Here is a 16,241-nt window from a genome sequence, read left to right as displayed (position 1 = left end):
ACACCTTAAAATCAAAATGTTACAGATTAATTTAAAGGCCTGTGCTATTTATCAAGCGGAAGACCACCTGAAATAACAGCACGAATACGGCGGACACCTGCAGAAGATGACTGCTCCTTCTGAATCTTAAATTCACCAATCTGAGCTGTATGCTGAACATGAGGTCCACCACATACTTCCTTACTGAACCAGTCATTTACAGGATCACGGCCGATTGTATAAACTTTTACGTCTTCACCATATTTATTTGTAAACAAAGCACGGGCACCAGCAGCTTTTGCAGCATCCAGAGCCATTACTTCCATAGTTACAGGAAGATCTTCCTTAATCTTTTCGTTTACAATATCTTCTACCTTCTGAATCTCTTCCTTAGTCATAGGACGTTCAAAAGTAAAGTCAAATCTCATGCGTTCACTGTTAATATTGGAACCCTTCTGAGCAACCTGATCACCAAGAACATTTACAAGAGCCTGCTGAAGAAGATGTGTTGCAGTGTGATACTTTGTAGCAGCATCAGACTGTTCAGCAATACCACCCTTTGCCTTTCCTGCTTCGGCAGTTTTACTTGCTTCCTGATGTTTCTTTTCTGCTTCACGGAAACCTTCAACATCTACAGTAAAGCCGTTTTCTGCACCAAGTTCCTGAGTAAGTTCAAGAGGGAAACCATATGTTTCGTAAAGATTATAAGCAACCTTACCACTGATAATCTTTTTAGGATTCTTCATAAGGTTAGGAAGAAGTTTCTGGAATTCTGCTTCACCCTTCTTAAGTGTAAGACGGAACTTTTCTTCTTCTGCAGTAAGTTCCTTGTAAACCTTAACTGAATTCTGATCAAGTTCAGGATAAGCATTCTTAAAGTTATCAACTACAACCTGGGCAACTTCTGCAAGGAAAGCCTTTTCAATACCCAGCTTCATTCCATGACGTACTGCACGACGGATAAGACGGCGGAGAACATAACCAGCTCCAACTCTGTCTGGACTTACACCCTTCTGGTCACCAAGAATAAATACTGAAGCACGGCTATGGTCGGCAATAATGCGGACACTCTTGTCTTTTTCTGCATCTGTACCATAAACGTAACCACCGGCAAGTTCACCAATCTTTGCAATAATAGGCTGGAACACTTCTGTAAGATAAACCGAAGTCTTTCCCTGAAGAATACAGTTAGTACGTTCAAGACCCATTCCGGTATCTACATTTTTCTTTGGAAGAGGTTCAAGAGTCTTTTCATCAACGCGGTTAAACTGCATGAATACGTTATTCCAGATTTCCATCCAGTTTGCAGAATCAGTACCCTTGTTTGAACCTTCAGGAGGCAGACCTTCACCAACCCAGTAAAAAATTTCTGTATCAGGACCACAAGGACCTGTAGGACCGGCAGCCCACCAGTTATCACTTGCAGGAAGATATGCAATCTTATCCTCAGGCATTCCCACTGACTTCCATACAGAAGCAGCTTCTTCATCACGAGGAGCATTTTCATCACCGGCAAAAACAGTTACAGAAATCTTACGTGGATCAAGGCCAAGCCAGTCTTTACTTGTAAGGAATTCATAAGAAAAAGAAATAGATTCCTTCTTAAAATAATCACCAAGAGACCAGTTACCAAGCATCTCAAAACAAGTAAGGTGGGAAGGATCTCCAACTTCATCTATATCACCAGTGCGGACACATTTCTGATAGTCAGTAAGACGGGTTCCCGCAGGATGCTTTTCTCCCAGTAAATAAGGAACAAGTGGGTGCATTCCCGCAGTTGTAAATAAAACAGAAGGATCATTCTCCGGAATTAAACTCTGTCCGGAAATAACAGCATGATTTTTAGATTTAAAGAACTCAATGTATTTTGAGCGTAATTCATTTGCAGTCATAATAGAAGATAGTAGCACTTTCAGCTCAGATATTCAATTAAGTTTCTGCAAGATTGGAGCAACTTGTACTTACGCCAATACTCAAAAACACTAAGAAAAGCTTACCTTTCATAACCGGCTTTGCGGGGTTTTATTCCTCCCCTCCGGTCCGGAACACTCCGTGCCCCTCCAATCCGGGCTAGTATGACACAAAAAAAGCCCGGCACCCTAAAGAGCACCGGACTAATAAAGACTCCACGATTTTTAAATTATTTTTCTATATTTACAAGTGTTACCATACTAGCTCCAGTCTGGAATTCAATGGCATCACCTTTTTTATCATATTTCATAAGATAATCTTTTCCCTCCATTGCAAGGGAAATCTCATTACCCTTTATCCTGTACTCCACGCTTTTATCCGGAAGTCCAAGGAAAGAATAACAGGCTTCATTATCATCCCTGAATTCAATAACGAGTCCTTTATCACTCGTACCGTAAGAATTACCAATTACAGCTTCGGCATCATTACCACACGCTGTAAAAGCCAGTGCAACTGCAAGACCAAGCAGGCCCCCCAGAACATAATTTAACTTTCTCATTATTTCTCCTCCTGACATTGAAATAATCTTAAAGTTAGTTAATTATACAATATTCATTAGGACAAACAAGGGTAAAAACCCACAGCTTAAGGGTGATAAAAAAAAAGTCGAATAAAAAAAGAAAGATTACTCCTCTTCAAAGTATTCAAAGGCATCAATTATATCCAGGTATACCCCGTCAAAGCCTGCTTCCTGTATTTTAGAAAGATAACCGTCTTCTCCACAGATTATATTCTGCCAGCTGTCATACCAGTAGCGGACTTTATAATTTCCTTCCCAGTCAGTATTTTCTTCACATATAAAAGAAGGAGAACCAGATTTCCAGTCTGACTGCCAGTACCAGCGGTAAGTCTCGGCTTCTCCAATACTCATGTAACAGATTAAAAGTCTTTTACCACCACTCTTTTTATTTCTGATAGCTTCAATATCAGAAGACGTAAGGGCTTCATCACAGCAGTAAAGGTCCATAATAATTGCATCATAATCAGTATCAGCAAGAGCCGAAACAAAAGCTTCCTTTGAATCGTAATTTTCAGGATTAATTATATAGAGGAAATTCTTTGCATCAGAAAGGGATGTAACATCATCAGTGTTCTGATTATAAACAGAATAAGAGGGGATTACGTTAAGGGAACGTTCAGTAGCTGCAAAAGAAAGATATCCTTTATCCGCATTTTTAGCAAAAGAATCAGTAATTTTACTTTGATCACTACCTGTATAATCAGTAGAGAGTACTGTAAGGCCGGCTGCTGTATAATAATCGCAAAGTTCCTGAATTTCCTGAGACTGTTCATCCGGTGTTGCCGTACCATCAGCAATATCGTAAGAAGCATTCATTCCGTAAAAAGCATCTTCCCTTCCGCAACCGTTAATTGCTGCAAAATATGCAGAATCAGGAACAATTGAATCGGCATCATCATCATCCCAGGCAACATTCTGTCCGTTTTGTGGAATAACGATAAAATCAGAATCACTTTGCCTTGCAGTTTCTGAGATTTTAATTACAAAATTCCTCATAGCTGCCCTGTAATTATCACAAGTTAGAGAATCTTCTGAAACATTGTTATCAGAAGAATTACTTTGAGAAGAACCAGTACTGCAGGAAAAAGAAAGAAAGACCAAACTTCCCATAATAATAGAAAAAATCAATTTTTTATTCATAAATAAGACTCCAATATAATTGTAAGTCCCATTTTTAACTAAAAAAATACAATAAAATCTATAAAAGGAAGATTAATTTTATAAAAAAAGCTTAAAAAAATACTTGCGTATATTAGAGGACAAAAAAAATACCCGTCCAGCATTACCTGTAAACGGGCATTGGTAAAAGAAGTTAAATCTACCAGCGATAGTGAGCAAAAGCCTTGTTTGCTTCTGCCATCTTGTGTGTATCTTCCTTCTTTTTGTAAGCAGAACCTGTGTTGTTGAATGCATCAAACAATTCAGCAGCAAGTGTTTCTGCCATTCCGCGACCTGAACGGCTGCGAGCAGCACCAATCATCCATCTCATAGCGAGAGCTTCGCGACGAGCATCACGGATTTCTACTGGTACCTGATATGTAGCACCACCTACGCGGCGGCTTTTTACTTCTACCATTGGTTTTACATTGTCAAGAGCCTTGAGGAAAACTTCAAGTGGATCCTTGTCTGTTTTAGCCTTAAGCTTGTCCAATGCTTCGTAAATGATTTTCTGGCAAGTCTGTTTCTTACCATCAAGCATCATACGTGAAACAAATTTAGCGATTACAACGCTGTTATATTTTTCATCTGGCATAACCGGACGATTTACTGATTTCTTATGTCTTCCCATAGTAATCCTCCTTTACATTATGCCTTAGGTTTCTTAGCACCGTACTTAGAACGAGCGCGTTTGCGTCCGTCAACGCCAAGAGTATCTTTTGTACCGCGGATGATATGGTAACGTACACCAGGAAGGTCCTTTACACGTCCACCGCGAACTAATACTACTGAGTGTTCCTGCAAGTTATGTCCAATACCTGGAATGTATGCAGTAACTTCAATTCCATTGCTTAAGCGAACACGAGCAATCTTACGAAGAGCTGAGTTTGGCTTTTTTGGTGTCATAGTCATTACACGTGTACAAACGCCACGTTTCTGCGGACAAGACTCAAGTGCGGGAGCTTTAGTTCTGTTTGCAGCTGACTGACGACCTTTACGAATTAACTGATTAATTGTAGGCATCGCCTATTCTCCTATATTTTCCGGGCAGCACTCCCGGGTATTAACTATTAGAGTGCCGAAAGTTTACTAAATTCAGAGGGAACTCGTCAAGAGAATTCCCTGAATTCCCCCTGAATTTAATGTTTTTTTAGTCGTCCATTCCTGCGTTATCTTCAGGTCCGAACATTACTTCTTCTGGACGTGATTCAAGTTCTTCCTGTCTGCGAAGTTCAAGAATCTCTTCCATCTTTGCATCAAGGTCAACATTTGATTTATCAGTAAGCTTAATGCCATGATACTGTCTCATACCACTTCCTGCTGGAATCATGTGACCAATAATTACGTTTTCTTTCAAACCGCGGAGGTGATCAATTGATCCTGCAATTGCCGCATTTGTAAGAACGCGGGTTGTCTCCTGGAATGAAGATGCAGAAATAAAGGAATCAGTAGCAAGAGCTGCCTTTGTGATACCCTGGAACATTGGGCGTGCAACAGCTGGCTGTCCACCCTTTGCAATAACTTCTGCGTTTTCTTCGCGGAATGTATACTTGTCAACCTGCTGACCAAAGATAAATCTTGTATCACCAACGTTAACGATTTCTACCTTCTTAAGCATCTGGCGGATAATAGTACCGATATGTTTATCGTTAATATCTACACCCTGTGAGCGGTAAACGCCCTGGATTTCGTCCATAAGGAAGTTCTGAAGAGCATCTTCACCAAGAACGTTAAGTACGTCATGTGCATCTACTGAACCGTCACAAAGTTTTTCTCCTGCTTCTACAACGTCACCGTCACGAACAAGAAGACGCTTTGTCATAGGTACCAGGTGGCTGTATTCCTTTCCGTATTCATCAGTAACAATAACTGTACGCTTACCCTTAACAACCTTACCGAAGCTTACTGAACCTGTAATCTGAGAAATAACAGCAGGGTTCTTTGGCTTACGTGCTTCAAAGAGTTCTGATACACGTGGAAGACCGAGAGTAATATCGTTAGCCTTTGCAGCTGCCTTAGGAAGTTTAGCAAGAACAAATCCTGCTTCTACTTTTGCTTTGTCATCTGCAAGAAGAAGAGCACCTGCAGGGAGGTGATAACTTCCAAGTTCGTTACCATCTTCATCAGTGATGATAAGACGTGGCTGCTTAACATCAAGGTGAAGGTCACTGATAAGTCTTTCCTTATTACCTGTCTGAACATCAGCATGTTCTTCAAGGGTAACGTTAGGAATAATATCTTCATAGTGAACATAACCAGAAACTTCTGCAATAATTGGTTCGCTGAACGGATCGATTTCACCAATTGGTTCTTCTTTTTCTGCAATACAATCTGCGTTAACAAACTTAGCATAAATCTTGGAACCGTTGGCAATTTCCATCTTCTGATCACTGCTAACCAGATAAAGTACATCACCTCTGATTAATACGCGTCCATTTTCTGTAGCTGTTATTTCTTCCGAACCATTTTTAATGATTGGATTATCTTTACGAACACGTGCACCGTCTTCTACAAGAACTTTTGAACCGGAAGCAATTTCATACTTCTTGAAAAGTTTTGTAGTAACCATAGCACCACGACGTGTAAAGAGCCAGCTTCCATCTTTTGTTTCTACGTGTGTACCAGAAACGCTTTCGATGTATACAGGATACTTGATTCTGATGTGGTTATCTTCTGCACTTGTATCAGCCGCACCACCAGTATGGAATGTACGAAGTGTAAGCTGTGTACCAGGCTGACCGATTGACTGAGCAGCAATAGTTCCTACTGCTTCACCAATTTCTACAATCTTGTTGCGTGCAAGGTCTTTACCATAACACATTACACAAATACCATGCTTGCTTTCGCAGGTAAGTACTGTGCGGAGCTTAACTTTTTCTACACCAGCTTTGTCAATTTTCTGAGCAAGAGCTTCATCAATATACTGGTTTACATCACAAAGTAATTCACCTGTTACAGGGTCAATTACGCGTTCAATTGTATAGTGACCTGCAATTCTTGTTGCCAGTGGAACAACAACTGTATCACCATCTTTAATAGCTGTGTAATCAATACCGTTGATAGTACCACAGTCTTTTTCGTTAACTACAACATCCTGTGCAACATCAACAAGACGACGTGTCATGTAACCTGCATCGGCTGTCTTAAGAGCTGTATCGGAAAGACCTTTGCGGGCACCGTTTGAAGAAATAAAGTATTCAATAACCGAAAGACCTTCCTTAAAGTTTGACTTAACAGGAAGTTCAATAATGTCTCCGTTAGGCTTCTGCATAAGTCCACGCATTGCAGCCAGCTGTGACATCTGTTTCTTAGAACCACGGGCACCTGAGTCAGCCATCATAAAGATTGTATTGAAACCGTCTTTATGAGCAGCCATGTCTTTATACATAGCTTCTGTAAGTTCATCAGTTACGTGAGCCCAGATTTCTGTTACACGGTTATAACGTTCATCACCGGTAATAGCACCCTTAGAATATTCATTAACGATCTTTTCAGCTTCTTTATTAGCTTCTTCTACCTTCTTAACCTTTGTTTCCGGAATAAGAATATCATCCATAGAAAGAGTTGCACCGTAGAAGGTAGCATTCTTATAACCACAGGCCTTAACTGCATCAAGCATCTGGATTGTAAGCCATGCACGATCAGCAGCATAAAGACTGATGATAAGTTTACGAAGCTTAGCTTCTTCAAAAGGAGTTTCTCTATTGTAGATAACTTCTACTTTCTTAACGAATGAAGGTTCAGAAAGAAGTTCATCAAGAGCTTCTGCTGTAATCTTTTCGAATGTCTTACCCTTTTCTGCAAAGAATTCAGAGATAAGGGCACGAACCTTAATATCAGAAGTCTGTTCATTATGATAAACAGATTCAATCATCTTCTTAAGAAGTTTGTCTCCAAGCTTCTCATTCTGATAATCTACTTCTTCCGGCATGAATTCATTAAATGCAAGACGACCTGCAGAAGTTTCAATGTATTTATTTTCTGGATTTTCATCACCAGCAACACATTTATTAAGAATATTCTTATGAATCTTAATCTTTGCCTGCCATTCAATTGCACCACTTGATGCTGCAAGACGAACTTCATCTGCAGAACTGAAGAATTTTCCAGTTCCCTTTGCATTAGGCTTAATTGATGTCATGTAGTAAATACCAAGAACCATGTCCTGTGATGGTGCAACAATTGTCTTACCGTTAGCAGGGTCAAGGAGGTTACGTGCAGAAAGCATCAATGTCCAGCATTCCATCTGTGCAGCCTGTGTAAGAGGAACGTGAATAGCCATCTGGTCACCGTCAAAGTCGGCGTTGAAAGCTTTACATGCAAGAGGATGAAGCTTAAGGGCCTTTCCTGGAACAAGTACAGGTTCAAATGCCTGAATACCAAGGCGGTGAAGTGTAGGAGCACGGTTAAGCATAACCGGATGTTCGCGAACTACTTCATCAAGGATGGCAAATACTTCTGTAGCTTCGTTTTCTACAAGCATCTTTGCCTTTTTAATATTAAATACAACACCCTTATCTACAAGCTTTTTCATAATGAAAGGCTTAAAGAGTTCAAGTGCCATTTTTTCTGGAAGACCACACTGCCAGAGCTTAAGTTCCGGACCTACTACGATTACGGAACGACCTGAATAGTCTACACGTTTACCAAGAAGGTTCTGGCGGAAACGTCCCTGCTTACCCTTAATCATGTCAGAAATTGACTTGAGTGGACGGCTAGAAGCTCCCTTAACAACGCGGTTCTTGCGCTTTGTATTATCAAAGAGGGAATCTACTGATTCCTGAAGCATACGCTTTTCATTGCGGATGATGATATCCGGAGCAGCAAGGCTCTGAAGTCTCTTAAGACGGTTATTGCGGTTAATAACACGGCGATAAAGGTCATTAAGGTCAGATGTAGCAAAACGTCCACCATCAAGCTGAACCATAGGACGAAGATCAGGCGGAATTACAGGTACTACATCAAGAATCATCCAGCTTGCCTTGTTTCCTGAAGTGCGGAAATTTTCAACGATTTCAATACGGCGAAGAAGACGTTTGTCACTCTTAGCACCCTTTTCAATCATTTTTTCACGCAATTCTTCTGCAAGAGCATCAAGATCGATGTTTTCAAGAAGAGTCTTAACAGCTTCTGCACCCATACCAGCAGTGAAAGTTTCACCAAAGCGTTCCAGTGCTTCATTGTATTCATCTTCAGAAAGAAGCTGCTTTTTCTTAAGATCTGTATCACCCGGATCAATAACTATATATTTTTCGTAATAAAGAACTGAGCGGAGTTCTGCTACCTTAAGGTCAAGAAGAAGACCCATGCGGCTAGGAACAGCATGATAGTACCAGATGTGACTTACAGGAGCTGCAAGTTCAATATGGCCGATACGTTCACGGCGAACCTTAAAGTGAGTTACTTCTACACCACAGCGGTCACAAATAACACCCTTATAACGGATGCTCTTGAATTTACCACAGTAACATTCCCATTCCTTAGTAGTTCCGAAAATGCGTTCACAGAAGAGACCATCACGCTCCGGACGAAGAGTACGGTAATTAATGGTTTCCGGCTTTTTTACTTCGCCATAAGACCAGTTACGGATTGTATCTGGTGAAGCAAGTTTAATTTTAAGACTTGCAAAATCCTGAATATCACGCATCTTCATTCTCCTTGTCAAAACCAGCGTTTGACTTGTCAATCATTTCCTGATCGCGTTCAGTAAGGGCAATCTGCTTACCCTTGTCATCATAAATAGTGAAATCCAAAGCAAGACCGCGTAATTCCTGAACAAGAACGTTAAATGATTCCGGAACTCCGATTGGAGCACTAGGATCTCCCTTAACGATTGATTCATATACCTTTGAACGACCATTCATATCATCAGACTTAATAGTCATCATTTCCTGAAGGGTATTTGCGGCACCATATGCTTCGAGAGCCCAAACTTCCATTTCTCCAAGACGCTGTCCACCAAACTGAGCCTTACCACCAAGAGGCTGCTGAGTAACCAGTGAGTATGGACCAGTAGAACGAGCGTGCATCTTGTCATCAACAAGGTGATGGAGCTTCATAAAGTAAATAACACCTACGAAAATAGGGTTAACGAATGTTTCACCAGTGAATCCGTCATGAACCATCTGTTTACAGTCAGGAGAAAGACCTGCTTCTACAAGTTTTTCTGCAATCTGTTCCTGAGAAGGTGTCTGGAATGCAGGTGAATTATACCATTCATTAAGAACCATACCTGCACGACCAAGTTCACTTTCCATGATCTGACCGATATTCATACGTGAAGGTACACCAAGAGGGTTAAGACAAACATCAAGTGGAGTACCATCATCAAGGTAAGGCATGTCTTCTACAGGGAGAATACGTGCAACAACACCTTTGTTTCCGTGGCGTCCTGCCATCTTATCACCTACAACAAGCTTACGTTTGTCTGCAATGATAACTTTTACAACTTCATCAACACCAGGGTTAAGTTCATCACCTTCACTTCTCTTAAGGCGTTCAATTCCGATTACAACACCCTGTACACCATGTGGGAGACGGAGTGAATTATCACGAACTTCCTTAGCCTTTTCACCGAAGATTGAGTTCAAAAGCTTAAATTCAGGAGTTGTTTCTGTTTCTGATTTTGGAGTTACTTTACCAACAAGGATATCTCCTGAGCGTACTTTAGCACCAATACGGATGATACCTTCCTGGTCAAGGTTGTCCAGTGTTTTTTCTGATGTATTTGGAACATCACGAGTAATCTTTTCTGGTCCAAGTTTTGTTTCACGAATTTCTGTCTGGAATTCATGAATATGGATGGAAGTATACATATCTTCCTTAACTACTCTCTGACTGATAAGAACAGCATCCTCGTAGTTGTAACCATTCCATGGAACGAAACCAACAAGAATATTACGTCCAAGAGCAAGTTCTCCGTTAAATGTAGCTGAACCGTCAGCAATTACATCGCCCTTCTTAACTTTTTCTCCAACCTGAACTGTAGGTCTCTGGTGGTTACAAGTATCAGAGTTTGTCTTCTGATATTTAAGAATCTGATATTCATCAAGTTCTCCGTTTTTAGCTCCGTTAGGCTTGATTTTGATAAGGTCACTTTCTACCCATACAACTTCACCATCACGTTTAGCCTTAATAAGAACACCTGAATCATAAGCTGTCTTAGCTTCCATACCTGTACCAACATGTGGTGGTTCAGGGAAGATAAGAGGAACGGCCTGACGCTGCATGTTACAACCCATGAGCGCACGGTTAGCATCGTCGTGTTCAAGGAATGGAACCAGGGATGCAGATACAGAAATTACCTGACGTGGAGAAACATCCATGTACTGAATGTCTTTTGGAGAACGGCTTGTATAATCACCACGGTGACGGCAGGAAATAAGATCTGTAGGGAATGAACCATCAGCCTTCATTCCTTCAGTAACCTGACCTACGTAATACTTCTCTTCTTCCATTGCTGCAAGGTATTCAACTTCATCAGTTGCTTTTCCATCAACAACCTTGCGGTATGGTTCTTCAAGGAATCCGTATTCATTAACACGGGTAAAGATAGCAAGAGATACAATCAAACCAATGTTTGGACCTTCAGGAGTTTCAATAGGGCACATGCGGCCATAGTGAGTCCAGTGTACGTCACGAACTTCAAATCCGGCACGGTCACGTGAAAGACCACCAGGACCGAGAGCGTTAAGACGACGTTTGTGTGTAAGTTCTGCAAGAGGATTACACTGATCCATAAACTGTGAAAGCTGTGATGATCCGAAGAATTCACGTACAGCAGAAACAATAGGCTTAATTGAAATAAGATCCTGTGGCTTAAGGGTTTCTGTTTCCTTAAGGTTCATGCGGTCTTTTGCAATGCGTTCCATGCGGGCGAAAGCTGATTTAAATGAATTAGTAAGAAGTTCGCCAACAGAACGAATACGACGATTACCAAGGTGATCGATATCATCAATTGGTTCATCACCGATATATACTTCAATAAGATGTTTTGCTGTCTGAATAATATCTTCTTTAGTGAGAACAACATCTGTTACAGAATCATCAAAATCAAATTTCTTGTTAAGCTTGTAACGACCTACACGGCTAAGATCATAGCGGCGTGAAGAGAAGAACATGCTTGTAAGGTCCTTTTCTGCAGCTTCAAAAGTGATTGGTTCACCTGGAAGAAGTACCTTATATACTTCTGCAAGACAATCTTCCTTTGAAGGTTCATCAAGAACTTCTTTTCCTGTTTTAGCAAAGAGAATTTCTTCCCTTTCAAAACAGTTAACGATCATTTCACTGTCTAATGAAAGATTCTTTTCTTCCTTATTTTTAGGATCTTTTCTTGTTGTAAGTTTAATAACATTTACTTCTGTAATGCCATTTGCAACAAGATCATCAAGATCATGAGGACGAAGCTTATCACCAGCGCGGAAAAGTTTTTTATCTTCACCGGAATCAGCATCCTTAATAAGAACAGCTGATGCAAGAATTTTTCCTACAAGAGCTTCACGTTTTGCTGAATCAGATGGAACTTTAACTGTTTCTGTTTTATAGAAGCAGTTAATGATTTCTTCACGAGTAGAATATCCTAATGCCCTGAGAAGGATAGTTGCAAGAATCTTCTTCTTGCGGTCAATCTTTGCATAAAGGAGTTCTTTCTTCTGGTCTATTTCAAATTCCAGCCATGAACCGCGGTAAGGAATAATGCGGCTTGAGTAAACACCCTTTTCGTGCTGGAAGATAACTCCAGGAGAACGATGAATCTGGCTTACAACTACGCGTTCAGCACCATTGATAACAAAGGTACCTCTGTCTGTCATAAGTGGAACATCGCCCATATAAATATCTTTCTGCAGGATTGCTCCTGTTTCAATAAAGTTCAAGTTAATGCGTGCTTTAAGAGGAACGGCATAAGTAAGACCTTTCTTTTTGCATTCAAGTTCTGAAAATTTAATATTTGCAAAATCAAGTTCATAGAATTCATATTCAAGAACCATGTCGCCGTTCGGACTTTCGATAGGGAAAACTGAATTAAAAACTTCCTGTAAACCCTGGTTAAGCAGTGGCTGCTTGCTCAACTGCCTGTCTTTCTGAATAAACTCTTCAAATGAAGAAAGCTGGATGTCAATAAGATTCGGAAGTTCCATAAAATCTTTAATATCTTTTCCGATATATTGACGTACGATTTTTTTGCTTTTAGCGAACATCGTTTCCTCTTGGGTGGGTAAACTGGTACCTGCAGAACCGCTACAAGTCTGAAAGGAATCCTTGACAAGCACTCTTTCCAGCTCAGCACGAGAACTGCTGACCTTGGGTTTTTTGCCCGATATAACGTCCAAAAGCTTCAGGAAGAGCATAAACCTCCTCCTGAAGCTCTATAAATAGATTTGAGTATATTAACTAAATCTCAAAAAGGTTAAGTTAAGCAAAATTATTTCTTGCTTGCTTTTCCACCAGCTGCTTCGATGTCAGCGAGCATCTTGTCAGCATCAGCCTTAGAAACATTTTCCTTAAGAACTTTTGGTGCACCTTCAACAAGTGCTTTTGCTTCACCAAGACCAAGACCAGTGATTTCACGAACTGCCTTGATAACTGGGATTTTCTTTGCTGCATCAAATGATTCAAGAGTAACAGTGAATTCTGTCTGTTCTTCAGCTGCAGCTGCTGCTGGACCTGCTGCTACTGCTACTGGAGCTGCTGCAGATACACCAAATTTTTCTTCCATTGCTTTTACAAGGTCAGCTGCCTGCTGAACTGTAAGGTTTGCAATTGCTTCTAAGATTTCGTCGTTTGTTAAAGCTGCCATATTGTCTTCTCCATTAATCAATATATGATTAGTATAAAATCCGTGTCGAAATTAAAACAAACTGTTCCTTATTTATTCTGACTACGGTAAAAACTGCGGACAGTCGACAGCTATGAAGCCTGACCACAGTGAAAAAAGATAAGCTCTGGGTTACCCCGCCGAGTATAATTACTCAGCTGCTGGAGCTGGTGCAGCTTCTGCTGCAGGTGCTGCTGCTGCAGGACCTTCTTTTTCCAGTTTTTCAACATAAGCCTGCAATGTACCAGCAAGTTTTCTTGCAGGACCATTGATAGCAGACATAAGCATAGCGATAAGCTGTTTCTTTCCAGGCAGTTTTGCAAGAGCCTCGATTTTAGCAGCATCATAAAGTTCGCCGTCAACCCATGCACCTTTTACAACAAGAGCAGGAGTATCTTTTGCAAAGTCAAAAAGAACTTTAGCAGATTCGTTTGCTTCTTCTTTAATAAGAGCAATTGCAGTTGGTCCAGAAAGATACTGGGCAACTTCATCGTTCTTTAATTCATCAAAAGCAAGGCGAGCAAAATTATTCTTGAAAACCTTGAGCTGTGAATTCTTTTCGCGAAGTCCATCACGAAGTTTTGTAATCTGCTCTACTGTAAGTCCACGATAATCAACGAAAACAAAGTTTGTATATTCACCAAGAACTTTCTTTGTTTCTTCGATTGCAGCTGACTTAGCAGGCTGGATTTTCTTTGCCATAATAGCCATTATTCACCCTCCTTATAGTCAACCCAAACACCAGGTCCCATAGAAGAACTGATTGAAACTGAACGTACAAAACCAATTGCAGCATCTGCAGGCTTCTTGCGGTTCAATTCAGCAAGGAAAGTGTTAACGTTTTCTGCTGTATCTTTAGAATCCATAGAAACTTTACCTACAGCAATGTGAACTACTCCACCTTTGTCAGCGCGGAATTCTGTTCTACCTTTCTTGAGTTCAGCAACAGCTTCTGCAATGTTAGGTGTAACAGTTCCTGTCTTAGGGTTAGGCATAAGACCTTTGCGTCCTAATACCATACCAAGACGTCCAACATCCTTCATCATGTCAGGTGTAGCTACAGCTACGTCGAAATCAAGCCAGCCACCCTTTACTTTATCAAGATATTCTGTTGAACCAGCATAAGTTGCACCGGCATCAAGAGCTTCCTGTACACGATCTTCCTTACAGAATACGAGTACTCTCTTTTCACCTTTGAACTGATGTGGGAATACCAGAGTATCACGAACAGTCTGGTTCTTTTCAAGTTTGAGTGATACTGAAAGTTCTACAGTTTCGTCAAACTTTACATAGTGAAGGTCTTTAACAAGCTGACAAGCTTCAGTAACATCGTACTTTTTAGCTGGGTCATACTTTTTAAGTGATTCGCGGTAATTCTTTCCGTGTTTCATTATTCAGCCTCCACTTCTACACCCATACTGCGTGCAGTACCAGCGATGATTTTCTTAGCTGCTTCAACGTCATTTGCGTTAAGATCAGGAAGCTTCTGTTTTGCAATTTCCTCAAGCTGTTTCTGAGAAATCTTTCCAACTTTATCGCGAAGAGGATTTCCAGCACCCTTCTGAAGTCCAGCTGCTTTTTTAATAAGAACAGCTGCAGGAGGAGTCTTGAGAATAAATGTAAATGATTTGTCCTGATAAGCAGTGATTACAACAGGGATGATAAGTCCCTTTTCCATGTTCTTGGTACGGTCATTGAATTCCTGAACGAATTTTGGAGCAGGAACGCCGTGTGGTCCAAGAGCAGGGCCGATTGGTGGAGCTGGTGTTGCAGCGCCTGCAGGGCACTGTAATTTGATGACAGCTGTTACCTTTTTTGTGGCCATAATATATCTCCTTATCTTGGTGTGGATTTCCCTCAAGGGGATAATCCTAACGAAGTGCCTATGTCCAACGGACCTGCACCTCTCCCAAATTAAGAACGGGTATAAAACCCTATTCTATCAAAAATCAGACGGTTCATTTAAAACCGCAAGGGGTTATCTTTTATAAAAAAGACAACCCTTAATAAATAATTTAGATTTTCTCTACCTGAAGAACATCTACTTCTACCGGAGTAGCTCTTCCGAAAATCTGAACGTTAACGCGAAGCTTATTGCGTTCTGCATTAACTTCTTCTACTGCACCACTGAATGTAGCGAAAGGTCCTTCAATAATCTTAACCTGATCGCCAATTTCGTAGTTCTGCTTAACGCGAACGGATTTTTCACCCTTAATTTCGCCGGCAGCCTGAAGAAGTCTCTTTGCTTCATCAGGAGTAATTGGTCTTGGTTTTACAGAAGGATCTGTACCAACAAAACCTGAAACACCCTGAATACGGCGAATCTTAGAACAAGGATCCTTCCATCCAATCTGAGGAAGATCAAGTTCAACCATCAGATAACCTGGAAGTAAAAGATTGTTACGTGTTACTTTTTTACCGTTACGAACTTCTGCAACTTCTTCACAAGGAAGCTTTACATCGCATACGATAGATGAATCAAGAGCACCTTCAGCTACAAGCTTATTAAGTGTGCGATAGATTTTCTGTTCGTAACCTGTATAAACCTGAAGGATATACCAGCTTTTAGACATTTACTCCACCTTAATTATTTAGAGCCAAGGAGAGTTGTAGCACCAGTAGTAAAAATCCAGTCAAATACACCAAGTGCAACTGCTACGACGATTGTAGAAATAAATACAACTTTTACAGAAGAAAGAGCTTCACTTCTTGTTGGCCAAGTAACTTTTTTAAGCTCTGCAATACACTCTTCACAAAATCTAATCAACTTCTTCATTTTATTTCCTAAACTCGTATTTT

At 40.6% G+C, this 16,241-nt stretch carries 13 protein-coding genes; all 13 read right to left on the bottom strand.

Annotated elements, in window-relative coordinates:
- Positions 1–44: 44 nt before the first annotated feature.
- Positions 45–1,871, bottom strand: a complete 1,827-nt coding sequence (locus K6D58_RS07800; RefSeq protein ID WP_296829366.1) for an alanine--tRNA ligase — start codon at positions 1,869–1,871, stop codon at positions 45–47.
- Positions 1,872–2,119: 248 nt separating this feature from the next.
- The gene (locus K6D58_RS07795; RefSeq protein ID WP_296829364.1) at positions 2,120–2,449 is read right to left on the bottom strand and encodes a hypothetical protein; all 330 of its coding nucleotides are present in this window, start codon (positions 2,447–2,449) and stop codon (positions 2,120–2,122) included.
- Between the two features lie 126 nt (positions 2,450–2,575).
- The gene (locus K6D58_RS07790) at positions 2,576–3,610 is read right to left on the bottom strand and encodes an endo alpha-1,4 polygalactosaminidase (protein WP_296829361.1); all 1,035 of its coding nucleotides are present in this window, start codon (positions 3,608–3,610) and stop codon (positions 2,576–2,578) included.
- A 178-nt stretch (positions 3,611–3,788) separates the two neighbouring features.
- Complete coding sequence (gene rpsG, locus K6D58_RS07785; RefSeq protein ID WP_296829358.1) at positions 3,789–4,259, bottom strand: 30S ribosomal protein S7; 471 nt, start codon at positions 4,257–4,259, stop codon at positions 3,789–3,791.
- Positions 4,260–4,276: 17 nt separating this feature from the next.
- The gene (rpsL, locus tag K6D58_RS07780) at positions 4,277–4,651 is read right to left on the bottom strand and encodes a 30S ribosomal protein S12 (RefSeq protein ID WP_296829356.1); all 375 of its coding nucleotides are present in this window, start codon (positions 4,649–4,651) and stop codon (positions 4,277–4,279) included.
- Between the two features lie 127 nt (positions 4,652–4,778).
- On the bottom strand, positions 4,779–9,275 hold the full coding sequence (gene rpoC / locus K6D58_RS07775; RefSeq protein WP_296829353.1) for a DNA-directed RNA polymerase subunit beta': 4,497 nt from the start codon (positions 9,273–9,275) through the stop codon (positions 4,779–4,781).
- On the bottom strand, positions 9,268–12,825 hold the full coding sequence (gene rpoB, locus K6D58_RS07770; RefSeq protein WP_296829350.1) for a DNA-directed RNA polymerase subunit beta: 3,558 nt from the start codon (positions 12,823–12,825) through the stop codon (positions 9,268–9,270). Before rpoB ends, rpoC begins: the two co-directional genes overlap by 8 nt.
- Before the next feature lie 224 nt (positions 12,826–13,049).
- Positions 13,050–13,424, bottom strand: a complete 375-nt coding sequence (gene rplL, locus K6D58_RS07765) for a 50S ribosomal protein L7/L12 (protein WP_296829347.1) — start codon at positions 13,422–13,424, stop codon at positions 13,050–13,052.
- Between the two features lie 168 nt (positions 13,425–13,592).
- Positions 13,593–14,153, bottom strand: coding sequence for a 50S ribosomal protein L10 (rplJ, locus tag K6D58_RS07760; protein WP_296829344.1), 561 nt, complete (start codon positions 14,151–14,153; stop codon positions 13,593–13,595).
- The gene (rplA, locus tag K6D58_RS07755; RefSeq protein ID WP_296829342.1) at positions 14,153–14,833 is read right to left on the bottom strand and encodes a 50S ribosomal protein L1; all 681 of its coding nucleotides are present in this window, start codon (positions 14,831–14,833) and stop codon (positions 14,153–14,155) included. Before rplA ends, rplJ begins: the two co-directional genes overlap by 1 nt.
- Positions 14,833–15,267: a 50S ribosomal protein L11 gene (gene rplK, locus K6D58_RS07750; RefSeq protein ID WP_296829339.1), complete on the bottom strand. Its 435-nt coding sequence runs from the start codon at positions 15,265–15,267 to the stop codon at positions 14,833–14,835. The genes rplA and rplK overlap by 1 nt, the downstream gene beginning before the upstream one ends.
- Positions 15,268–15,457: 190 nt before the next feature.
- On the bottom strand, positions 15,458–16,015 hold the full coding sequence (gene nusG, locus K6D58_RS07745) for a transcription termination/antitermination protein NusG (protein WP_296829336.1): 558 nt from the start codon (positions 16,013–16,015) through the stop codon (positions 15,458–15,460).
- 14 nt (positions 16,016–16,029) lie between these two features.
- Complete coding sequence (secE, locus tag K6D58_RS07740; protein WP_296829333.1) at positions 16,030–16,218, bottom strand: preprotein translocase subunit SecE; 189 nt, start codon at positions 16,216–16,218, stop codon at positions 16,030–16,032.
- Between the last annotated feature and the right edge of the window lie 23 nt (positions 16,219–16,241).

This window comes from Treponema sp., assembly GCF_024696245.1.
In the GTDB taxonomy this organism is placed as follows: Bacteria; Spirochaetota; Spirochaetia; order Treponematales; family Treponemataceae; genus Treponema_D.
This window is presented reverse-complemented; position numbering and strand designations above follow the sequence as displayed.

Coding starts and splice junctions, on each gene's coding strand:
- K6D58_RS07800 (WP_296829366.1), bottom strand. CDS start 1,871: ATGACTGCAAATGAATTACGCTCAAAATACATTGAGTTCTTTAAATCT.
- K6D58_RS07795 (WP_296829364.1), bottom strand. CDS start 2,449: ATGAGAAAGTTAAATTATGTTCTGGGGGGCCTGCTTGGTCTTGCAGTT.
- K6D58_RS07790 (WP_296829361.1), bottom strand. CDS start 3,610: ATGAATAAAAAATTGATTTTTTCTATTATTATGGGAAGTTTGGTCTTT.
- rpsG (WP_296829358.1), bottom strand. CDS start 4,259: ATGGGAAGACATAAGAAATCAGTAAATCGTCCGGTTATGCCAGATGAA.
- rpsL (WP_296829356.1), bottom strand. CDS start 4,651: ATGCCTACAATTAATCAGTTAATTCGTAAAGGTCGTCAGTCAGCTGCA.
- rpoC (WP_296829353.1), bottom strand. CDS start 9,275: ATGCGTGATATTCAGGATTTTGCAAGTCTTAAAATTAAACTTGCTTCA.
- rpoB (WP_296829350.1), bottom strand. CDS start 12,825: ATGTTCGCTAAAAGCAAAAAAATCGTACGTCAATATATCGGAAAAGAT.
- rplL (WP_296829347.1), bottom strand. CDS start 13,424: ATGGCAGCTTTAACAAACGACGAAATCTTAGAAGCAATTGCAAACCTT.
- rplJ (WP_296829344.1), bottom strand. CDS start 14,153: ATGGCTATTATGGCAAAGAAAATCCAGCCTGCTAAGTCAGCTGCAATC.
- rplA (WP_296829342.1), bottom strand. CDS start 14,833: ATGAAACACGGAAAGAATTACCGCGAATCACTTAAAAAGTATGACCCA.
- rplK (WP_296829339.1), bottom strand. CDS start 15,267: ATGGCCACAAAAAAGGTAACAGCTGTCATCAAATTACAGTGCCCTGCA.
- nusG (WP_296829336.1), bottom strand. CDS start 16,015: ATGTCTAAAAGCTGGTATATCCTTCAGGTTTATACAGGTTACGAACAG.
- secE (WP_296829333.1), bottom strand. CDS start 16,218: ATGAAGAAGTTGATTAGATTTTGTGAAGAGTGTATTGCAGAGCTTAAA.